Origin of the sequence: Pseudarthrobacter cremeus, from assembly GCF_051857465.1 — a bacterium.
Classification (GTDB): Bacteria; Actinomycetota; Actinomycetes; order Actinomycetales; family Micrococcaceae; genus Arthrobacter.
This window is the reverse complement of sequence record NZ_JBPZHC010000008.1, coordinates 78,743-94,699: the sequence shown is the minus strand read 5'-3', so window position 1 is coordinate 94,699 and position 15,957 is coordinate 78,743. Positions and strand designations below refer to the sequence as shown.

Annotated in this window: 17 protein-coding genes; 2 read left to right on the top strand and 15 right to left on the bottom strand. The window is 65.4% G+C overall.

Annotated features, from left to right (window positions below; translation table 11 throughout):
• Positions 1–8: 8 nt before the first annotated feature.
• The 10 genes from ACS5PJ_RS15430 to ACS5PJ_RS15385 all read right to left on the bottom strand — a co-directional run bounded on the left by ACS5PJ_RS15430 (position 9) and on the right by ACS5PJ_RS15385 (position 9,469).
• A complete protein-coding gene (locus ACS5PJ_RS15430; protein WP_439435744.1) occupies positions 9–1,079 on the bottom strand; it encodes a hybrid sensor histidine kinase/response regulator in 1,071 nt (356 codons plus the stop codon).
• Positions 1,080–1,269: 190 nt separating this feature from the next.
• Positions 1,270–1,554: a hypothetical protein gene (locus tag ACS5PJ_RS15425; RefSeq protein WP_439435743.1), complete on the bottom strand. Its 285-nt coding sequence runs from the start codon at positions 1,552–1,554 to the stop codon at positions 1,270–1,272.
• Positions 1,554–1,874, bottom strand: a complete 321-nt coding sequence (fdxA, locus tag ACS5PJ_RS15420) for a ferredoxin (RefSeq protein WP_439435742.1) — start codon at positions 1,872–1,874, stop codon at positions 1,554–1,556. The genes ACS5PJ_RS15425 and fdxA overlap by 1 nt, the downstream gene beginning before the upstream one ends.
• 5 nt (positions 1,875–1,879) lie before the next feature.
• The gene (locus ACS5PJ_RS15415; protein ID WP_439435741.1) at positions 1,880–3,370 is read right to left on the bottom strand and encodes an aldehyde dehydrogenase family protein; all 1,491 of its coding nucleotides are present in this window, start codon (positions 3,368–3,370) and stop codon (positions 1,880–1,882) included.
• Positions 3,371–3,402: 32 nt separating this feature from the next.
• Positions 3,403–4,200: an SDR family oxidoreductase gene (locus ACS5PJ_RS15410; protein ID WP_439435740.1), complete on the bottom strand. Its 798-nt coding sequence runs from the start codon at positions 4,198–4,200 to the stop codon at positions 3,403–3,405.
• Positions 4,200–5,156 carry a dihydrodipicolinate synthase family protein gene (locus ACS5PJ_RS15405; protein WP_439435739.1) on the bottom strand — a complete coding sequence of 319 codons (957 nt, stop codon included), beginning with the start codon at positions 5,154–5,156 and terminating at the stop codon, positions 4,200–4,202. The genes ACS5PJ_RS15410 and ACS5PJ_RS15405 overlap by 1 nt, the downstream gene beginning before the upstream one ends.
• A 38-nt stretch (positions 5,157–5,194) precedes the next feature.
• Positions 5,195–6,025, bottom strand: a complete 831-nt coding sequence (locus tag ACS5PJ_RS15400) for an enoyl-CoA hydratase-related protein (RefSeq protein ID WP_439435738.1) — start codon at positions 6,023–6,025, stop codon at positions 5,195–5,197.
• Positions 6,022–7,272: a CaiB/BaiF CoA transferase family protein gene (locus ACS5PJ_RS15395; protein WP_439435737.1), complete on the bottom strand. Its 1,251-nt coding sequence runs from the start codon at positions 7,270–7,272 to the stop codon at positions 6,022–6,024. Before ACS5PJ_RS15395 ends, ACS5PJ_RS15400 begins: the two co-directional genes overlap by 4 nt.
• A complete protein-coding gene (locus ACS5PJ_RS15390; protein ID WP_439435736.1) occupies positions 7,269–8,633 on the bottom strand; it encodes an FAD-dependent oxidoreductase in 1,365 nt (454 codons plus the stop codon). The genes ACS5PJ_RS15395 and ACS5PJ_RS15390 overlap by 4 nt, the downstream gene beginning before the upstream one ends.
• Positions 8,634–8,860: 227 nt before the next feature.
• Complete coding sequence (locus ACS5PJ_RS15385; protein ID WP_354147779.1) at positions 8,861–9,469, bottom strand: helix-turn-helix domain-containing protein; 609 nt, start codon at positions 9,467–9,469, stop codon at positions 8,861–8,863.
• Positions 9,470–9,894: 425 nt separating this feature from the next.
• Between ACS5PJ_RS15385 and ACS5PJ_RS15380 the strand changes: the two genes are divergently transcribed.
• Together ACS5PJ_RS15380 and ACS5PJ_RS15375 are read left to right on the top strand one after the other, a co-directional pair.
• On the top strand, positions 9,895–11,199 hold the full coding sequence (locus ACS5PJ_RS15380) for an MFS transporter (RefSeq protein ID WP_439435735.1): 1,305 nt from the start codon (positions 9,895–9,897) through the stop codon (positions 11,197–11,199).
• An 8-nt stretch (positions 11,200–11,207) separates the two neighbouring features.
• Complete coding sequence (locus tag ACS5PJ_RS15375; RefSeq protein WP_439435734.1) at positions 11,208–11,663, top strand: cytidine/deoxycytidylate deaminase family protein; 456 nt, start codon at positions 11,208–11,210, stop codon at positions 11,661–11,663.
• Positions 11,664–11,776: 113 nt separating this feature from the next.
• Here the strand turns inward: ACS5PJ_RS15375 and ACS5PJ_RS15370 are convergent, their stop codons facing one another.
• From ACS5PJ_RS15370 to ACS5PJ_RS15350, 5 genes are all read right to left on the bottom strand, one after another.
• Positions 11,777–12,553 (bottom strand): SDR family NAD(P)-dependent oxidoreductase, encoded by a 777-nt coding sequence (locus tag ACS5PJ_RS15370; RefSeq protein WP_439435733.1) that lies wholly within the window; start codon positions 12,551–12,553, stop codon positions 11,777–11,779.
• A gap of 26 nt (positions 12,554–12,579) precedes the next feature.
• Entirely contained in the window at positions 12,580–13,959 is a 1,380-nt protein-coding gene (locus tag ACS5PJ_RS15365; RefSeq protein ID WP_439435732.1) for an MFS transporter, read from the bottom strand.
• 169 nt (positions 13,960–14,128) lie between these two features.
• Positions 14,129–14,269 (bottom strand): hypothetical protein, encoded by a 141-nt coding sequence (locus tag ACS5PJ_RS15360; RefSeq protein ID WP_439435731.1) that lies wholly within the window; start codon positions 14,267–14,269, stop codon positions 14,129–14,131.
• Positions 14,270–14,310: 41 nt separating this feature from the next.
• Positions 14,311–15,036, bottom strand: coding sequence for an aldo/keto reductase (locus ACS5PJ_RS15355; RefSeq protein WP_439435730.1), 726 nt, complete (start codon positions 15,034–15,036; stop codon positions 14,311–14,313).
• 74 nt (positions 15,037–15,110) lie between these two features.
• On the bottom strand, positions 15,111–15,941 hold the full coding sequence (locus tag ACS5PJ_RS15350; protein ID WP_439435729.1) for an oxidoreductase: 831 nt from the start codon (positions 15,939–15,941) through the stop codon (positions 15,111–15,113).
• Positions 15,942–15,957 lie beyond the last annotated feature (16 nt).

The window sequence follows — 15,957 nt, the reverse complement described above, 5'->3', positions numbered from 1 at the left end:
CGTCCGGTTTAGCCGGGCCCGGCAAGGTGCAGGCTTACGGTGGTGCCCTCATCGGGATTCCCGGAGATCTCGAGCCGGCCCCCGTGTGCGGCCGCGATCCGGGCGCAAGTGGCAAGGCCCAGCCCCGAACCGGCCGGATCCCCGTCACGGTACAGGCGCACCAACGGTTCCACCACGCGGGTGCGGTCCCCGGCACTGATTCCCTTGCCGTTGTCCACAACCCTCACCACGGCTCCGGTCCCCGAGCGCTGACCTTCAACGCGGATCACCGGCCGAACTCCGGGCCGGCTGTAAGCGAGGGCGTTATGGACCAGGTTCTGCAGGGCCATTCGCATCTGCGCCTCATCTGCTTCAAAGATCAAGTCCTCACATGTCAGGGCCGCCCCCGCCTCGCGTAAGCCCAGACTGAGGTCGACGGTGACCGCCCCGACGAGGTCCGCAAGAGACAGTTGTTTCAACTCCAGAGAGCCGCCGAGGGATGCGAATGAGAGCAGTTCCTCGACCATGGACAGCATCCTGCGCGCACTTGAACCGACGATGTGCAGGTATTCCGCGAGTTCAGCCGGGTCAGGATCCGGCTCCATGGAGGCAAGTTCCACATATCCGAGGATTGAGGTCAACGGGGTCCGCAGGTCGTGGCTGACCCTGCCGGTGAAATCCGCGAGCCGTTCGTTGCTGGTCCGGGACTCAGCCAGGGCATCGGCCAGGTCTGCGTGGAGAGTTGTGACGCGGTGGGCGGCGAGGAGCCGGGTCCGCAGGTGGAACGGGTCCAGGGGCTTGGTGACGTAGTCATCGGCGCCGGCGTCCATGCCGGCCAGGACGTCGTCGCGGGATCCGTGCGAGGTGACCAGGACGAGGTAGGTGTAGGCGTCCTTGTCGGCGGCGCGGATGGCGCGGCAGAGGCTTAGTCCGTCCAGGCCTGGCATTTTCAGGTCTGTCACCACGACGTGCGGCCGGTGGGTGCGGTACAGCTCCCAGGCGGTATCGCCGTCTGCAGCGGTGATGCATTCGTGTCCGGACTGCTCCACGGCGGCCCGTGCGACCAGCAAGGACCCCGGGTCATCATCAGCGACCAACACCCTCAGAAGGGTCCCCGGGCGGTCCGCGGGTCCACTGGGAATCACATCGACCCGGACAACGTACGGCCCCGTCCTACGCCACCCAACCGAAGGGCCCGCCCGCTGTGACTGAAAACCATTGTCATTCGGGCCCTCCGGCCGTGTCGATGATGAAGTCGGCCGCACCGCCCGACATGGCCGAGTCTATCCGTCACCGGGCCTGATGAACCTCACTTTGGTGCGGGTCCTCGTTGCTGACCTCCGGGGCCGGATGTGAGGAAGAAAGTCCGGCCGGGGGGAGGGTCCGCAGCCGCCACAGATTGACGAGTATCAGGCCCGCGTTCAGTCCTATGCCCGGAACAGCGCCGATAAGTGCGTTGTAGGCAATGAGGACGATGCAGGCACCGAGGTTGAGCAGGTGCAGGCGTCGGGGCCGGGACTGGGCCAGAGACACCAGGATCAGTGCGGATCCGATCCAGCCTATGGTTTCCACCATCAGCGGCATTGCGGCTCCTCGGCGGCGATCAAAGGATGGTCATGTTCGGTGCGGCCCACCGCTGCCGCTGCCTGCGGAGATCCGAGAACGTCGAAGAACCCGGCGTTGGCGCCCCCATAACCCGCCCATTCTTCCGGCAGGTCCTCCGAGTAGTAGATTGCTTCCACCGGGCAAACAGGGTCGCATGCTCCGCAGTCGACACACTCGTAAGGGTGGATGTAAAGCATGCGCTTTCCTTCGTAGATGCAGTCCACGGGGCATTCCTCTATGCACGCCTTGTCCTTCACATCCACGCACGGCTGCGCGATCACGTAGGTCATGGCGCCTACACGCCCGTGTAGACGGTTTTGCCCCACGTGAAGAAGTCCAGGGCGGACTTGCCCTGCTCGCGGAACGTGTTGGTGGAGGAGTCCTTCACGCCGCCGAACGGCACGTTCAGGTCCAGGCCGGCCGTCGGACGGTTGACCTTGATGACGCCGGCCTGCGCGCGGGCCGCGAAGTCCGTGGCGCGGGCCAGGGAGTCGGTGCAGATGCCGGCGGTGAGGCCGTAGCGCGAGTCGTTGATTGCGGCGAGTCCGGCCTCGTAGTCCGACACTTCAAGAACGGCGACCACCGGTCCGAAGATCTCCTCGGTGACTGCCGCGTCGTCGAACGGCAGCCCGGTGAGCACGGCGGCCGGGAAGTACAGCGGCCGGCCGGGATCGCCGTCGTGGGTTTCATCCAGGATCCCGGAGCCGGAGAGCAGCGTGGCACCGCGTTCGACGGCGGAACGCACCGCTGCGGTGTTCTGTGAAAACTGGTCGCTGCTCACCACAGCCCCCATCGGCGGGTCCTGGCCGTCACCGGGCGCGTAGGTGGCGGCTTCCTCGGTGAGGGCCGCCAGGAAGGCGTCGCGGATGCCCGGTGTGACGTAGACGCGGGACGTGGCGGTGCAGGCCTGGCCGGTGAGTCCGAAGGCCCCCGCGGCCACCACTTTTGCGGCCTTGCGGGCATCGGCGTCGTCCACGACCAGGACGCCGTTCTTCCCGCCCATTTCCAGCTGGACCCGGGCGCGGCGGGCGTTCAGGATCTCCTGCAGGCCAAGCCCCACCTTGGTGGAACCCGTGAAGGACAGGCCGGCGATGCGGGAATCGCGGGCCAGGGCGTCGCCCACCACGCGTCCTTTGCCGTGCACCACGTTGAAGACGCCTGCGGGCAGCCCGGCATCCTGCAGGGCGCGGGCAAGGTGGGTGGCGGAGAGTGGGGTCAGCTCAGCCGGCTTGATGACCACGGCGTTGCCGCTGATCAGGGCGGGCGCGGCCTTCCATGCCGGGATGGCGATGGGGAAGTTCCACGGGGTGATGAGCCCCACCACTCCGAGGGGCTCGCGGCGGGTGGTGATGGTTGTGTCCGGGAGGCCGCTGGGCAGCACCTCGCCGGTGGCCGCCCAGCCCAGGGAGCCGAAGAAGCGGAGCACGTCCGAGGCACGCTTGACCTCGCCTTTGGCCTCTGCCAGCGTTTTGCCTTCTTCCCGGACCAGGTCCTCGGCGATGGCGCTCTGGCGTTCGATCAGCAGGTTGCCGGCGGTGATGAGGATAGCCCCGCGGGACGGCGCTGGCATGGCTGCCCAGACGGGCTGGGCCGTGGCAGCCGCAGTGACGGCGGCGTCGACATCGGCCGCGGTACCGCTGGGGGAGAGGGCTGCAAGCTCGTCCGGGCGGGCCGGGTTCATCCGTTCGGTGTCCGCATCGCCCAGCCATTCGCCGTTGATGAGGTGCCGGGCGGTAAGAAGTCCGCGGTCCGTCCGGGTGGACAGGTCTGGCGTTGTGGAAGTCATGGGGTTTCCTTTGGGGGAGGGAAAATGTAGGTCTAGAGGCTGCGGATGAGGCCGCCGTCGCACCGGAGTGCCACACCGGTGATGTACGACGCCGGGGCGCTGCACAGGAATGCGGCGGCGGCGCCGAATTCCTCCGGCTCGCCGTAGCGGCGGGCGGGAATGGTCTTTCGGGATTCCAGCTGGATGTCCTCCGGCGTGGTGCCCCGGCGCTTGGCGGCGGCCTGGTCCAGTTCGGCCACCCGGTCCGTGCCGATCCTGCCGGGCAGGAGCATGTTGACAGTCACCGCGTCCAGCGCCACTTCGGCAGCGAGCGTCTTGAGGTAGCCTGCCAGGGCCGCCCGGCCGGTGTTGGACACCGCGAGGTTGGGCAGGGGAGCCACCACCCCGCTGGAGCCAATGGCGAGGATCCGGCCCCAGCGCCGTTCCCGCATGCCTGGAAGCACGTGGGAGATGAGCGCGTGGTGCGGCTTGACCAGCAGTTCGAAGGCAGCGGCGATGTCCCCGGGACTGAGTGTGGCAGCGGCGCCGGGCTTCGGGCCGGGGCCGTTGAGGACCAGGATGTCAATGGGCCCCAGGTCCGCCACGGTCTGTTCGACAGCGGAGGCGATTCCTTCGGCCGTCGTCAGGTCCGCTTCGATGGCCACCGCGTCAAAACCGGTGGTTCCGTAGGCGGCATGGAGTTCCGCGACGATCTCCTTGCCCCTGTCACGCCGCCGGCCGACGATGGCAACGCGGGCACCTTCGGCGGCGAGGGCGCGTGCCACTGCCAGTCCCAGGCCACCCGTGGAGGCCGCGACAAACGCTGTCTTGCCGGCGATTCCCAGGTCCATCAGAAACCCCCTGCAAACATGGTTGTGGACTGCGCTTCCAGCGCCTCGGCCGCTTCGCGCAGGTGCGCCAGCATGCCTGGCCGCAGCTTCTCCGGGAAGGCCGCCCCGGGTGGACGGACCCCGGGATCCTTGATGAGCCCGCGCTGCAGCAGGCATTCTTTGCGGACGGCCAATGCGATTCCTGCCTGCTGTTCAAAATTGACCAGCGGCAGGTACGGCAGCAATTGGTCGCGTGCGGCCTCATACCCGTCGCGCCGCCAGGCGCGGACGCAAGCGATCAGCGCTTCCGGGTAAGAGAATCCCGTCATGGCGCCCGCTGCGCCGGACATCAGCTCATCCAGCAGTCCCTGCCCGCCCAGGCCACCGAAAACGGAAACCCCGACGGCGGCCGTCAGCTCCGCGATGGCGACGCTGGTGGGTGGTGCTTCGGCCTTCACCGCGATGACGAAGGTGCACAGGTTCACTACTGAGATGAGGGCCTTGGTGCTGATGCTGACACCGCTGGCCAGCGGATAATCCTGCAGGACCACCTTCGCTCCGGTGGCCCGGTGGATGGCATCCAGGTGCGCGGCCACCACTTCCGGCCGGGCCGAATTGACCTGCACCATCACGGCCGCCAGGCGCCCGCCGGCCGCTTCCTGAGCTGCCCTGGTTTCCTCGATGGCGGGCCGGGTGGCAAGGGCGGTAATGCCCACCACGAGTGGAAGGTCAGTGCATTCGACCGCAATCTCCAGGACCTGACGGCGTTCCTCTGCGGACAGAGCGGCAGCTTCACCAAACACTCCCAGGACAGTCAGCCCGGTGGTGCCGATGGCCTCGTAGTGTTCCACAAGCCCGGACAGGCTGTCCAGATCCACTTCCAGGGTGCTGCCCTGGAACGGGGTGGCGACGACGCCCCATACCCCCGGCGCCAGGGATTCCCGGGCCGACGTCTCAGGTGCACTTGCTGCCTGCATCTGTTTCTCCTTCTCTTCCTGCTGCATGTTGGTGGGCATCAGCGGCCGGGCCAGGCCGGCGGCCGTTTTTCCTGGAAGGCGCGGACCCCTTCGGCGGAGTCTTCGCTGTCCAGGGCGGCCATAAGGGCCGGCAGGCGAAGCCCGCGGGCCTCTTTGGCGGTGAGATGGCCGGTCTGTGTGACCATCTGCTTCACGGCCCGGACCGAGGTGGGGGCGCAGGCGAGGATCTGCTCCACCCAGCGCTGCACCGCGGTGTCGAGCTCGTCTGCCGGAACTACTTCGTTGACCAGGCCCATGGACTGCATCTCCGTGGCATCTGCTTTGCGGCCGGTGAGGAGCATGCCCATCGCCTGGGTGTGGGGGATGCGGCGCACCAGCTGGTGGATACCGCCGTCGAGCGCCAGACGCCCCACCCGGGGCTCCGTCAGCCCGAACCTGGCGTCCTCCGATGCGACGACGATGTCCGCGCCGAGCACAATTTCCATGCCGCCGCCCAACGCGTAGCCGTTGACCCGGGCGATGACCGGGATGTCCAGGCTGGTGCGCAGGCTGAGGCCGCCGAAGCCGTTGGGGTCCAGGCCGGCCCAGTATTCCAGGCCGGTTTTGTCCACGGCGGAGGCGGACATGTCCGCGCCCACGCAGAACGCGCGGGTGCCGGCGCCCGTGATCACTACGGCGCGGATACTGGAGTCCTGTTCCAGCTGGGCCCAGATTTCGTTCAGCCGGGCCTGCGCGGTGCCGTCAACGGCGTTCAGGACGTGCTGGCGGTCAATCACCACAGTGGCAACGTGCTTTTCGATGGTCAGGGTGACTTCATCCACTGCCTGCGCAGCTGTGCCTGCCTTCTCCGCTTCTGAAACCGTGGTCACCTGAGCACCCCCAGCTGCTGCAGGCGTTCGATGGTTTCGTCGTCGAAGCCGTTTTCCCTGAGGACTTCCACGTTGTGTTCGCCGAGCCGCGGCGCCACGCGCCGGATGGTGGGCGGGGTGGCGGAGAGCCGGATGGGGGCGTTGAGCATCCGCACGGTTCCCACGCCGGGGTGTTCAGCTTCCACGACCATGCCGTTGGCCTCGGTCTGCGCGTCGGCGAGGGCCTGCTCAAGGGTATGGACCGGGGCGTTCAGCAGGCCCTGGTCCTCCAGCCTGGAGGTCCAGTATTCGGTGGTGTTGGTGGCGATGCGCTCGCAGAAGATGGCCTGCAGCGCGGGCTTGTGCTTGAACTGCTGCTTGAGGTCCGCGAATTCGGGCCGGAGAGTGAGGTCCTCGTCCAGGCCAAGCGCCTCCGAGATCCGCTTGAGCGGGTCGGGGGTGAAACCGCCCACCATGCATACCGCGCCGTCGGTGGTTTCGAACACGCCGCTCAGCGGCATGGCGCCCCAGTTGACCTCGTAGCCGCGGTTGAGCTGCATGCACGCCTCCTGCATCTGCAGGTGCAGCATGGAGTCGTACATGGTCACCTCCACCTTCTGGCCGACGCCGGCGGTTTCCCGGGTGCGCAGAGCAAGGAGGATGCCCTGCATGAGGTGCATGCCCGTGATGTAGTCGCACAGGGTGGTGGGGTAGATTCCGGGTTTCGCATCTTCGGATTCGCGACGCCACATGACACCCGAGTAGGCCTGGGCGATCGCGTCCTGGCCGCCCTTGTGGGAGTAAGGGCCCACCGGGCCGAAGCCCGTGCCGGAAGCCCAGATGATGCCGGGATTGTTCTTCTTGAGTTCCTCGTAGCCGAAGCCCATGCGTTCCATCACGCCGGAGCGGAAATTGCTGACCACCACGTCCGCGTCGGCCAGGAGGACGTGCAGGACGTTCCGGCCTTCCTCTGTCCGGGTGTCCACTGAAATGCTGCGTTTATTGCGGTTGATGGACAGGAAGATGGGGTTGTCCTGGCCGTCCTTGTCCGGGAACGAGTTGCGGGAAATGTCCCCGGCGCCGGGTCGTTCCACCTTGACAATGTCCGCGCCGTAGTCCCCCAGCAGCTGCGTGCAGGACGGGCCCATGAAGACCTGGGTGAAGTCCACGATCTTGATGCCGTCCAGCGGGAGCGGCACTGTGGTGCGTTCCTCCGCGGTGGCCGGTGCCGCCGTCGTTCCTTCAAATTTTTCGATGATGGTGCTCATGCCCCCACCACCGCATCCTGGTCAAGGGTGGCGTTCGCTGACGGGACGTCGCCGGGGTCCGCGCCGTGCCTGCGCATGCCCTGCTGGATATCCACTGCGGACACGTCGCGGACCAGCAGGCCGTTCTCGACGGCGAGTGCGGCTGCGACGCCCACGGCCTGGCCCATGGCCATGCAGGGCGGGATCTCGCGGGACATCTTCTGCGCCTCGGGGGTGGCCGAGTAGTGGCGGCCGGCAACCAGCAGCTGGTCCACTTCCTTGGGCAGCAGCGAGCGGTACGGGTAGTAGTAGTCCCGGCCGCGGGCCACGGTGTCGGCGAAGTGCCGGCGCTGGGTGACGTCGTCCTTGGTCATGACGTATTCGCCCTCCAGGAGGCGGGTCTGGCGGACGCCCATCTGGGACGCGACGTCCAGCATGTAGCAATTTTCGAAGCCGGGCAGGTTGGCCCGGACGTAGTCCACTGCCTCGGAGATCCGGTCGCGGGCGGCGAACTCGGCGGCCGTCATGTCTGCCGGGTCCGTGCCGTCGAAGCCGGTCATGTGCGGGGCGTTGCACCAGACAACGCCGTCGATGGGGGTCTTGAGCCACCACAGTTCCCAGGCGCCGCCGAGGAGGCGCTTGATCTTGCGGTTGATGGCACGGGCTTCCTTGGGGTTGGCCTGTTCAAAGGCCTCAGCCGCGGCCGTGTTCACGTTGCCCAGGCGGAAGACGAGGGTGGTGAGGTAGTTGTCCTTGGCGTAGCTGGCGCCGGCCCGGGAGGCGACGTCGATGTCGCCGGTGGTGTCGATGACGATGTCGGCCAGGAAGGCCTGTGGCCCCAGCTTGGTTTCGCAGATGACGCCCTTGATCACACCGTTGTCCACGATGGGGCGGGAGAACCAGGAATGCAGGCGCAGGTCAACGCCGGCCTCGCGGACCAGGTCGTTGGAGACCCGCTTCCAGCCGTCCGGATCGAACGCCGCTGCGTAGCAAATGGGCTTCGGGTTGGTGTGTGAGTGGAAGTCGAAGGTGCCGTAGCGGCCCCATTTGTTCCAGAGTTCCTCGGAGGTCTTGCGGTCATCGGCCGGCGGGACGACGGCGAGGCCAAGTTTTTGCAGGCGCTCGACGTATTCGGAGACGATGCCGGTCACGGTGATTTCCTGGCCGTTGATCATGTCGTCCAAGACCAGGACCATGCCGCCGGATGCCAGGCCGCCGAGAGAGGAATACCGTTCCAGCAAGGTGACCTGTGCACCGGAGCGGGCGGCGGTGACGGCGGCGGCAACACCTGCGGGGCCGCCGCCCACCACGAGGACGTTGGAACGGGAGATAACTGGTGCGGTGAGGTCCGCTGTGGTGGTGCTGAGTTCGAGCGAGTTCATGGGGATCCTTAACTTTCCGGCTGGGACGCCGAGGGTACGGCGGAGGGAGCAGAGCGGTCGCTGGGCTGAAGAGCGCAGCGGCGCAGGACGAATTTTCCCGGCGCAGGGCGCAGGGCAGCGAGGACCGGGGGCCCTTGTGCGGGATTCGTCAGATGGGTCCGCGGAAGGCTCTGCGGTGGACAGTGTCTGCGGACCGGGAAACGCTGATGGCGGCTAAAGCCGCATAGTCACCACGCGTGCGGGGCGTTGACCCAAATTGCTACGCAGACCTCTTCGTAGCTGTTTTTGTACCAGTGGGGAGTGTCCGAGGAGAACGTGATCGAATCGCCTTCCTCGAGCGAATAGCACACGCCGTCCAGGAAGATGTCCTTCCGGCCGGAGAGGATGATGCCGAACTCCTCGCCGCTGTGCCGGAAGGGCGTGGCGCTCGTGTCATGGCCTGGCGGGCTCACGATCCACTGCGCCTCCAGCGCACCATTCAGGTCCGGGGTCAGCAGCTCGTACACTGCCTCGCCCACTGACTTCTTGGTGACGCCCTTAAGATTGCGCCGGTCGGCCTTGCGGACCACGGGCGATCTGGTTTCTTCCTGGCCGATGAAAAATTTCCCCACCGGGATGTCCAGGCCATGGGCCAGCTGAGCGAGCGTGGTGAAGGACGGGTTGGCCAGTCCGCGTTCAATCTGGCTGACAATCGCCGGGCTGAGGCCGGTGATTTCCGATAGCTTAGCCAGGGTCATGCCTTTTTCCTTGCGCATGTTCCGGACCTTGTTGCCGACGGTGGCAAGAAGCACGCTGGTGCCGTTAGGGGAACTCCCTGCAAGGCTCTCGGTGACCATGGTTCAACTTTCTGTCGATGACCTGACTTACATCACTATAGTGAAAACTTTTAGAGAATCAATGGTCTGGGTGAAAACTTTTCAATCCGGAACATTGCCGGCGGGCTGCAGATCCCGTTTCCGGAAAGCATTGACTCTGTAAAGATCTTCAATATAGTTATGTGAGTCGCATCACTGGAGTGAGCGACGCAATGCGGGCAACAGGCATGCATACCTTCTGGCGGGAGGTCCATGGCCCCGGTCTGCATTCCAGCGCTACGAAGAGGCATGCGTAGCTATCTGTGCTAACTCACCTCCCATGTGGTGAGCCGGTCCGTTCTACCGGACCAAGCCAAACGATAGTTTCGATCGCCGGCCCCCATCAGGGTGTCCGCCGGTGATCCGTACCCTCCTGCACCCCGAAGGTGCAGGGGAAGGAAAGAATCATGACTGACACTGTCGTCAAGACTGGCGCCGCGAGTGACCGGAAGCCGCGGCTCTCTCCCGAAGTCCGCCGCGGGCTGCTGGCCCTCGGGCTCGGAAACACGTTGGAGTGGTACGACTGGATGGTCTTTGGCCTCCTGTCGGCGTTCATCGGACCGAAGTTCTTCCCGTCACAGGACCCCGTCGCAGCAACACTGAGCGCACTCGCCGTCTTTGCCGTCGGCTTCGCGTTCCGTCCCCTGGGCGGCATTCTGCTCGGCACCCTGGCCGACAAGCTCGGACGCCGGAAGGTGATGCTCTGGTCCATCATGATGATGGCAGTCACCACCCTGGTCATTGCCCTGTGCCCCACCTATGACCAGATCGGTGCCGCCGCAGGCGTCATCCTGCTCGTCTGCCGGATCATCCAGGGCATGTCCACCGGCATTGAAGCGCCCCTTTCCACCGCCCACGCCGTCGAACTGGTCCCCGAAGGACGCGAAGGCTTCGTTGCCGGCGTCATCTCCTTCTTCGTCAACGCCGGCATCCTCCTCGCCTCGCTGGTCAGCTACCTGTCGTCGCTGATGCTCGGCGGCACAGTGATGGCTGACTGGGGGTGGCGGATACCTTTCATCGTCGGAGCAGCCTTCGGATTTGTCGTCGTCTACCTTCGCCGCACGCTGCCGGAGACCATGAAGCCCGAAGAGCTCGCGGACAACTCCACAAAGGCAGTCTGGGGCGGGGTGCGCAAGCACTGGCTCAGCGTCCTGGCAATCACCTTCGTCGTCGGAGCAGCCCAGGCCTACAACTACGCGTGGAACACCGGACTGCCCACCGCGGCCCGCTCCAGCTTCAAGGAGGACGCCACGGCCGTCTTCGCACTGACCACCGCCCTCGGTGTCGTGCTCGTCGTCGGCAGCCTGCTCATCGGCAGGTTCGCGGACGGCAGGTCCATCTCGAAATGGTTCCTGATCACCCGTGCGCTTTCCATTCCTTCGGTCTTCCTGATGCTGATGTATGTCCGCCCCGGCATCGGCGGCTTCGCGGCAGTCCTGCTCGGCGGCTCAGTGGTCCTGGTCCTGAACATGACGCTCTACAACGTCGTCACCAGCTCGCTCATGCCGAAGTCCTGCCGGGGCGCCGGAACGGCCCTGGGATACGGCATAGGCGTGGCCCTGTTCGGAGGCACCGCTTCCTACCTTCTGGTCTGGCTGCAGTCACTGAATGCCTCCTGGATCTTCCCGGTGTACGTCGCCGTCCTCTCGCTGCTCAGCATTGTCTTCTACTTGCTCGCCAAGCAGAAGAACGGCATCTTCATCGGACGGTAGGCAGAGACGTGATTTCCTTTGAACTCAGCGACACCGACGTGGAGCTGTACGAAGCAGCGAGGCAGCTGTTGCTGGCGGCCCATCACACGGACAACCACCGGGTAGCCGCCGCCATGCGCGGTGAGTCAGGGGCTGTCTACCTCGGACTTCACATCGGCTCAAAACGCATCAACGTGTGCGCCGAGTCCAGTGCCCTGGCGAATGCCCGGATGGCACAGGAGCCGGCCATCCGGTCCATGGTTGCCGTGAGCATGGACGAAAGCGGCCAACCGCAGGTCACGAACCCTTGCGGCGTATGCCGGGAACTGCTCCGCGCCTACGGCGCAGGCTCAACGGTCCTGGTGGATGCTGCGGGGACAGTGGGAAGGGTGGGCATCGAGGATCTCCTGCCATATCCGTGGATGCGGGCCACCGAAACCGAGTGGACAACCCAACCTCCCGGGCCCCCCGGACGCATCCTTTAGGTGGTGGGCAACGGTCAGGGATGGCACGGGCTGGAATTGGACCCGTGAAGCTGCGGCGCTGGGCCCCCCGAAGTTGGGGACCCAGCGCCGGGCAGTGGGGTGGCCCGCAGGGGTCAGGAAATCTGCAGCCCCCCGTTGATGTCATAGGTGGCGGCAGTGATGAACCCGGCGTCCTCGCCCAGCAGGAACACGATCAGCGCCGCGATATCCCGCACGGTGCCCACCCGGCCCACCAGGATGTCCGCAGCCATGGCCGCCTTGCGCTCCACGGTCAGCGTCCCACCCATGATGTCCGTGTCCACGGGACCGGGAGCCACACAGTTGACGGTGACGCCATGCTGGCCCATTTCACGGGCCAGTGCCCTGGTGAATCCGATGATGGCGGCCTTCGAGGCGCTGTAAGCCACTTTGGAGTACGTGCCGCCCCCGCGCTGGGCGGAGATGGACGAGACACTCACGATCCTGCCGAGTTTCCGCTCGATCATGCCCCGGAGCACGCGCTGGGTCACCAGGAACGTGCCGGTCATGTTGATCTTGAACACCCGCTCCCAGGCCTCAAGGGTCTCGTCCATGAACTCCGTGGGTGAGCTGATGCCCGCAAGGTTGGCCAGTCCCACGATGGGCGGCAGTGCGGATTCGACGTCGTCTATGGCGGCATTGACGGTTGCCTGGGCGGAGACGTCCGCCCCGACCCCGATCGCTTTGACGCCGTAAATGCTGGATATCTCCTCCGCGGCTTTCCGTGCGGCATCGCCGTCGATGTCCAAAACAGCCACCGCCCAGCCTTGGCTGGCGAGCATTTCCGCGGTTGCCCGTCCGATGCCACGTGGAGACGCGGCACCGGTCAGGACCGCTGTTCGTTCGGCCGGGAACGCACCTCGAGGACCCATGTCAGTCTGCCTCTCGTTAGCAGTTGTCAGTTCTTGATGTCGAACTCGTCGGCAGCCACAGCTTCCTCACCGACCGTGGCCCGCGTACCGGGCTTCACGTGGCCCTCCGGGCGCTTGCGCGCGTAGAGGTAGGTGGCGATGGCCGTGATGCCCAGGCAGGCTGAGAGGAACACAAGGCCCGAACGGTTGTCTCCTGTGGCGTCGTTGAACAGCCCGACGGCGTAGGGAGCCACGAAGCCGCCAAGGTTACCAAGCGAGTTCACCATGGCCAGCCCGGCCGCTGCCGCGGCCCCGACCAGGGCCGTGGAGGGCATCGCCAGGAACGGTGCGATGGCGGAATAGATGCCCATGGCCGCCAGCGTCAAGGCCGTCAGGGCAAGGACCGCGTTGACCTGTACCAGGAAGCCCGCCGCCAGGAGGCCGACGGCGGCCATCACCATGCTGAGACTTGCATGCAAAACGCGGTTGCCTGTGCGGTCCGAGCGACGGCCCCAGAAGTACACAAAGACAGCCGCAATCGTGTACGGAATGGCCACGATGAAGCCGACCTGGGTGGTGGTGAACTTGCCCAGGGCAGCGACGATCGTCGGCATCCACAGGCCGAGGCCGTATATGCCGCAGACCAGCCCGAAGTACAGGGCCGAGTAGGCGATGGTCCGCGGGTCTTTGAGCCCTGCGAGGAAGTGGTGGGGCTGGCCCTTCTGCTTGTGGGCCAGTTCCTCGTCCATCGTCTTTGTCAGCCATTCACGCTCATCGTCCGCCAGAAAGTGCGCGTGGCTGGGGCGGTCGGTCATCAGGAACGGGGTAAGTATTCCGAGGAGGATGGCCGGGATGCCTTCAATGATGTAAAGCCACTGCCAGCCTTGCAGGCCCATGATGCCGTCCATCTGCAGCAGCAGGCCCGAGACCGGGGCTCCGAGGGCATTGGAGATGGGCTGGGCGAGAATAAAGATGCCCAGCACGGTCACGCGCTGTGCGGCAGGGAACCACAGCGTCAGGTAGAACAGGATTGCCGGGAAGAAGCCCGCCTCCGCGGCGCCCAGCAGGAACCGGACGATGTAGAACGTTGTCTCGCCATTCACCAGCGCCATGGCCGTGGCAAAGATGCCCCACGAGATGAGGATGCGGGCGATCCATTTACGGGCGCCAAACTTGTACATGCCGCCGTTGCTGGGGATTTCCAGCAGGGCGTAGCCGAGGAAAAAGATGCCGGCGCCGAGGCCGTAGGCCGACGCACTCAGGCCGATGTCCTCGCTCATGGTCAGCTTTGCGAAGCCGACATTGTTCCGGTCCAGATAAGCGATGAAGTAGAGCAGGACGATCAGGGGCATCAGGCGGTTACGGACTTTGCGCAGCGTCCGCTTGCCCAGCTCGTCAAGTTGATTAGCAGGATTCATTGACGTCATCGTGCACCTCGCTGTGACTAACGAGCCCGCCGGGTTCCTCAGCGGAACAGTTCAGGTCTACCACTCGGACGTGCATTAGTCACCCTGCTTGGTAGTTCAGGCAGGGGTTTTCATCGAAGCGGTGGCTGAGCCGTTCGCGCACCAGTCTTGGCGAGTTCCAGGCCGATGACTACTGCCTTCCTTGGTTCCTCAGTGAATCCACCTGGCCGGGGTGGCTCTCAGGGGGCGGTGCGATCGGGTCGAGCCGGACATCCCCGGCGAACTGGGCCGCCGGGTTCTTCGTCGCCGGCGGAACGGGTTCGAGGTTCATGGGGCTTCCCTTGACTCTTGCCTTCGGTGAACAGTTGGCAGTCAGTAGCCGGTCGGCATCCGCAGGGTGTAAGGCTTTTCGAGCTGTTGTGCCTGCTCGTCGGTGAGTTTGATCTCCAGGGCCGCGGCGGCGTCGGTGAGGTGGTGGGTCTTGGTGGCGCCTACGATGGGGGCGGCCACGGTGGCGTTGCGCAGAACCCAGGCCAGCGCAACCTGGGCCATCGGCACCCCGAGTTCCGTGGCGACCTGCTGGACGGCGTCGGCGATGGGCTGGTCATCGTCGCTGAAGAAGCGGCGCTGCACGGGGTCGGTGTCGGCGCGTTTGGTGTGCTCGCCCCACGGCCTGGTGAGCCGCCCCTTGGCGAGGGGGCTCCACGGGATGCTGCCCAGGCCCTGGTCGGCCAGGAACGGGAACATTTCCCGTTCCTCCTCCCTTTGCATGAGGCTGTACTGGTTCTGCATGGAGACGAATCTGGTCCAGCCGTGCAGATCGGCGGCGTGCTGCATTTTTGCGAACTGCCACGCCCACATGGATGAGGCGCCGATGTAGCGGGCTTTCCCGGCCTTGACCACGTCGTGCAGGGCTTCCATCGTTTCCTCGATCGGCACCTCGGGATCGAAACGGTGGATCTGGTACAGGTCAACATAGTCTGTGCCGAGGCGGGACAGCGACGCATCGATCTGTTCCCAGGTCGACGGCCTGGCGGAAGACCGGCCCGGCATCGTCATCGCCGAGGGCCCACTCGTTGAAGCCTTGTGACGTGTCACCGAAACTCATGCAGCCCAAGGCGATGCGGCTGACTTTCAGGCCGGACTGGCCGAGGCGTGTATATTCCATTGGCCTAGTCCTCGATTCCAGTGCTGAGGCTGAGGTCCCGCCAACGGTCCAGCTCGGCGCGTTCTGCCTCGGCAACAGCACCAAACGCGTTGAACGCGTCCTGTCCGAGAACCAATAACGACGGCGGCTCCGCACTTTCGACGACCGCCAGGATGGCTTCGGCTGCTTTTGCAGGGTCGCCGGGCTGGGTGCCGTGCATCGTGTCGTTTTCTTTCCGCCGCTTGCCTGCCGTGTCCGCGTAGTCTCCAATGGGCGTCGCCGACTGGGTGAGTGAGCGCCCGGCGAAGTCGGTGCGGAACGCACCGGGCTCGACAACGGTGACGCTGATTCCCAGCGGCTTCAACTCCTTGTGAAGGGAACCGGAGAGCCCTTCCAGGGCGGCTTTGGTTGCCGAGTAATAGCCTGATCCCGCCGGTGTGATGCGCGCTCCGATGGAGGAGATGTTCAGGATGGCACCGGACCTTTTGGCACGCATGCCCGGCAGGACTGCTTTGATCATGTCCACAGCGCCGAAAACGTTAGTGTCGAACAATTGCCGGATGTCGCCGTCGTCCGCTTCTTCCACTGCCGCGCGGTAACCGTACCCGGCGTTGTTGACGAGCACGTCGACGCCGCCGAAGCGCGTCTGTGCCTGCTGCACCACCGTGCCGATCCGGGCCCGGTCGGTGACGTCGAGGGGCAGGGCCAGAGCCGTGCCGGGGTAGGCGGCGGCGATGTCTTCCAGAGTCGCCGGGTTCCGGGCAGTGACGACGGCGTTGTGCCCGTGGGCGAGCACTGCCTGGGCGAGTGCCCGGCCGAGTCCGGTGGAGCATCCTGTGATGAGCCATGTAGCCATGAACGGTTTCCTTTCG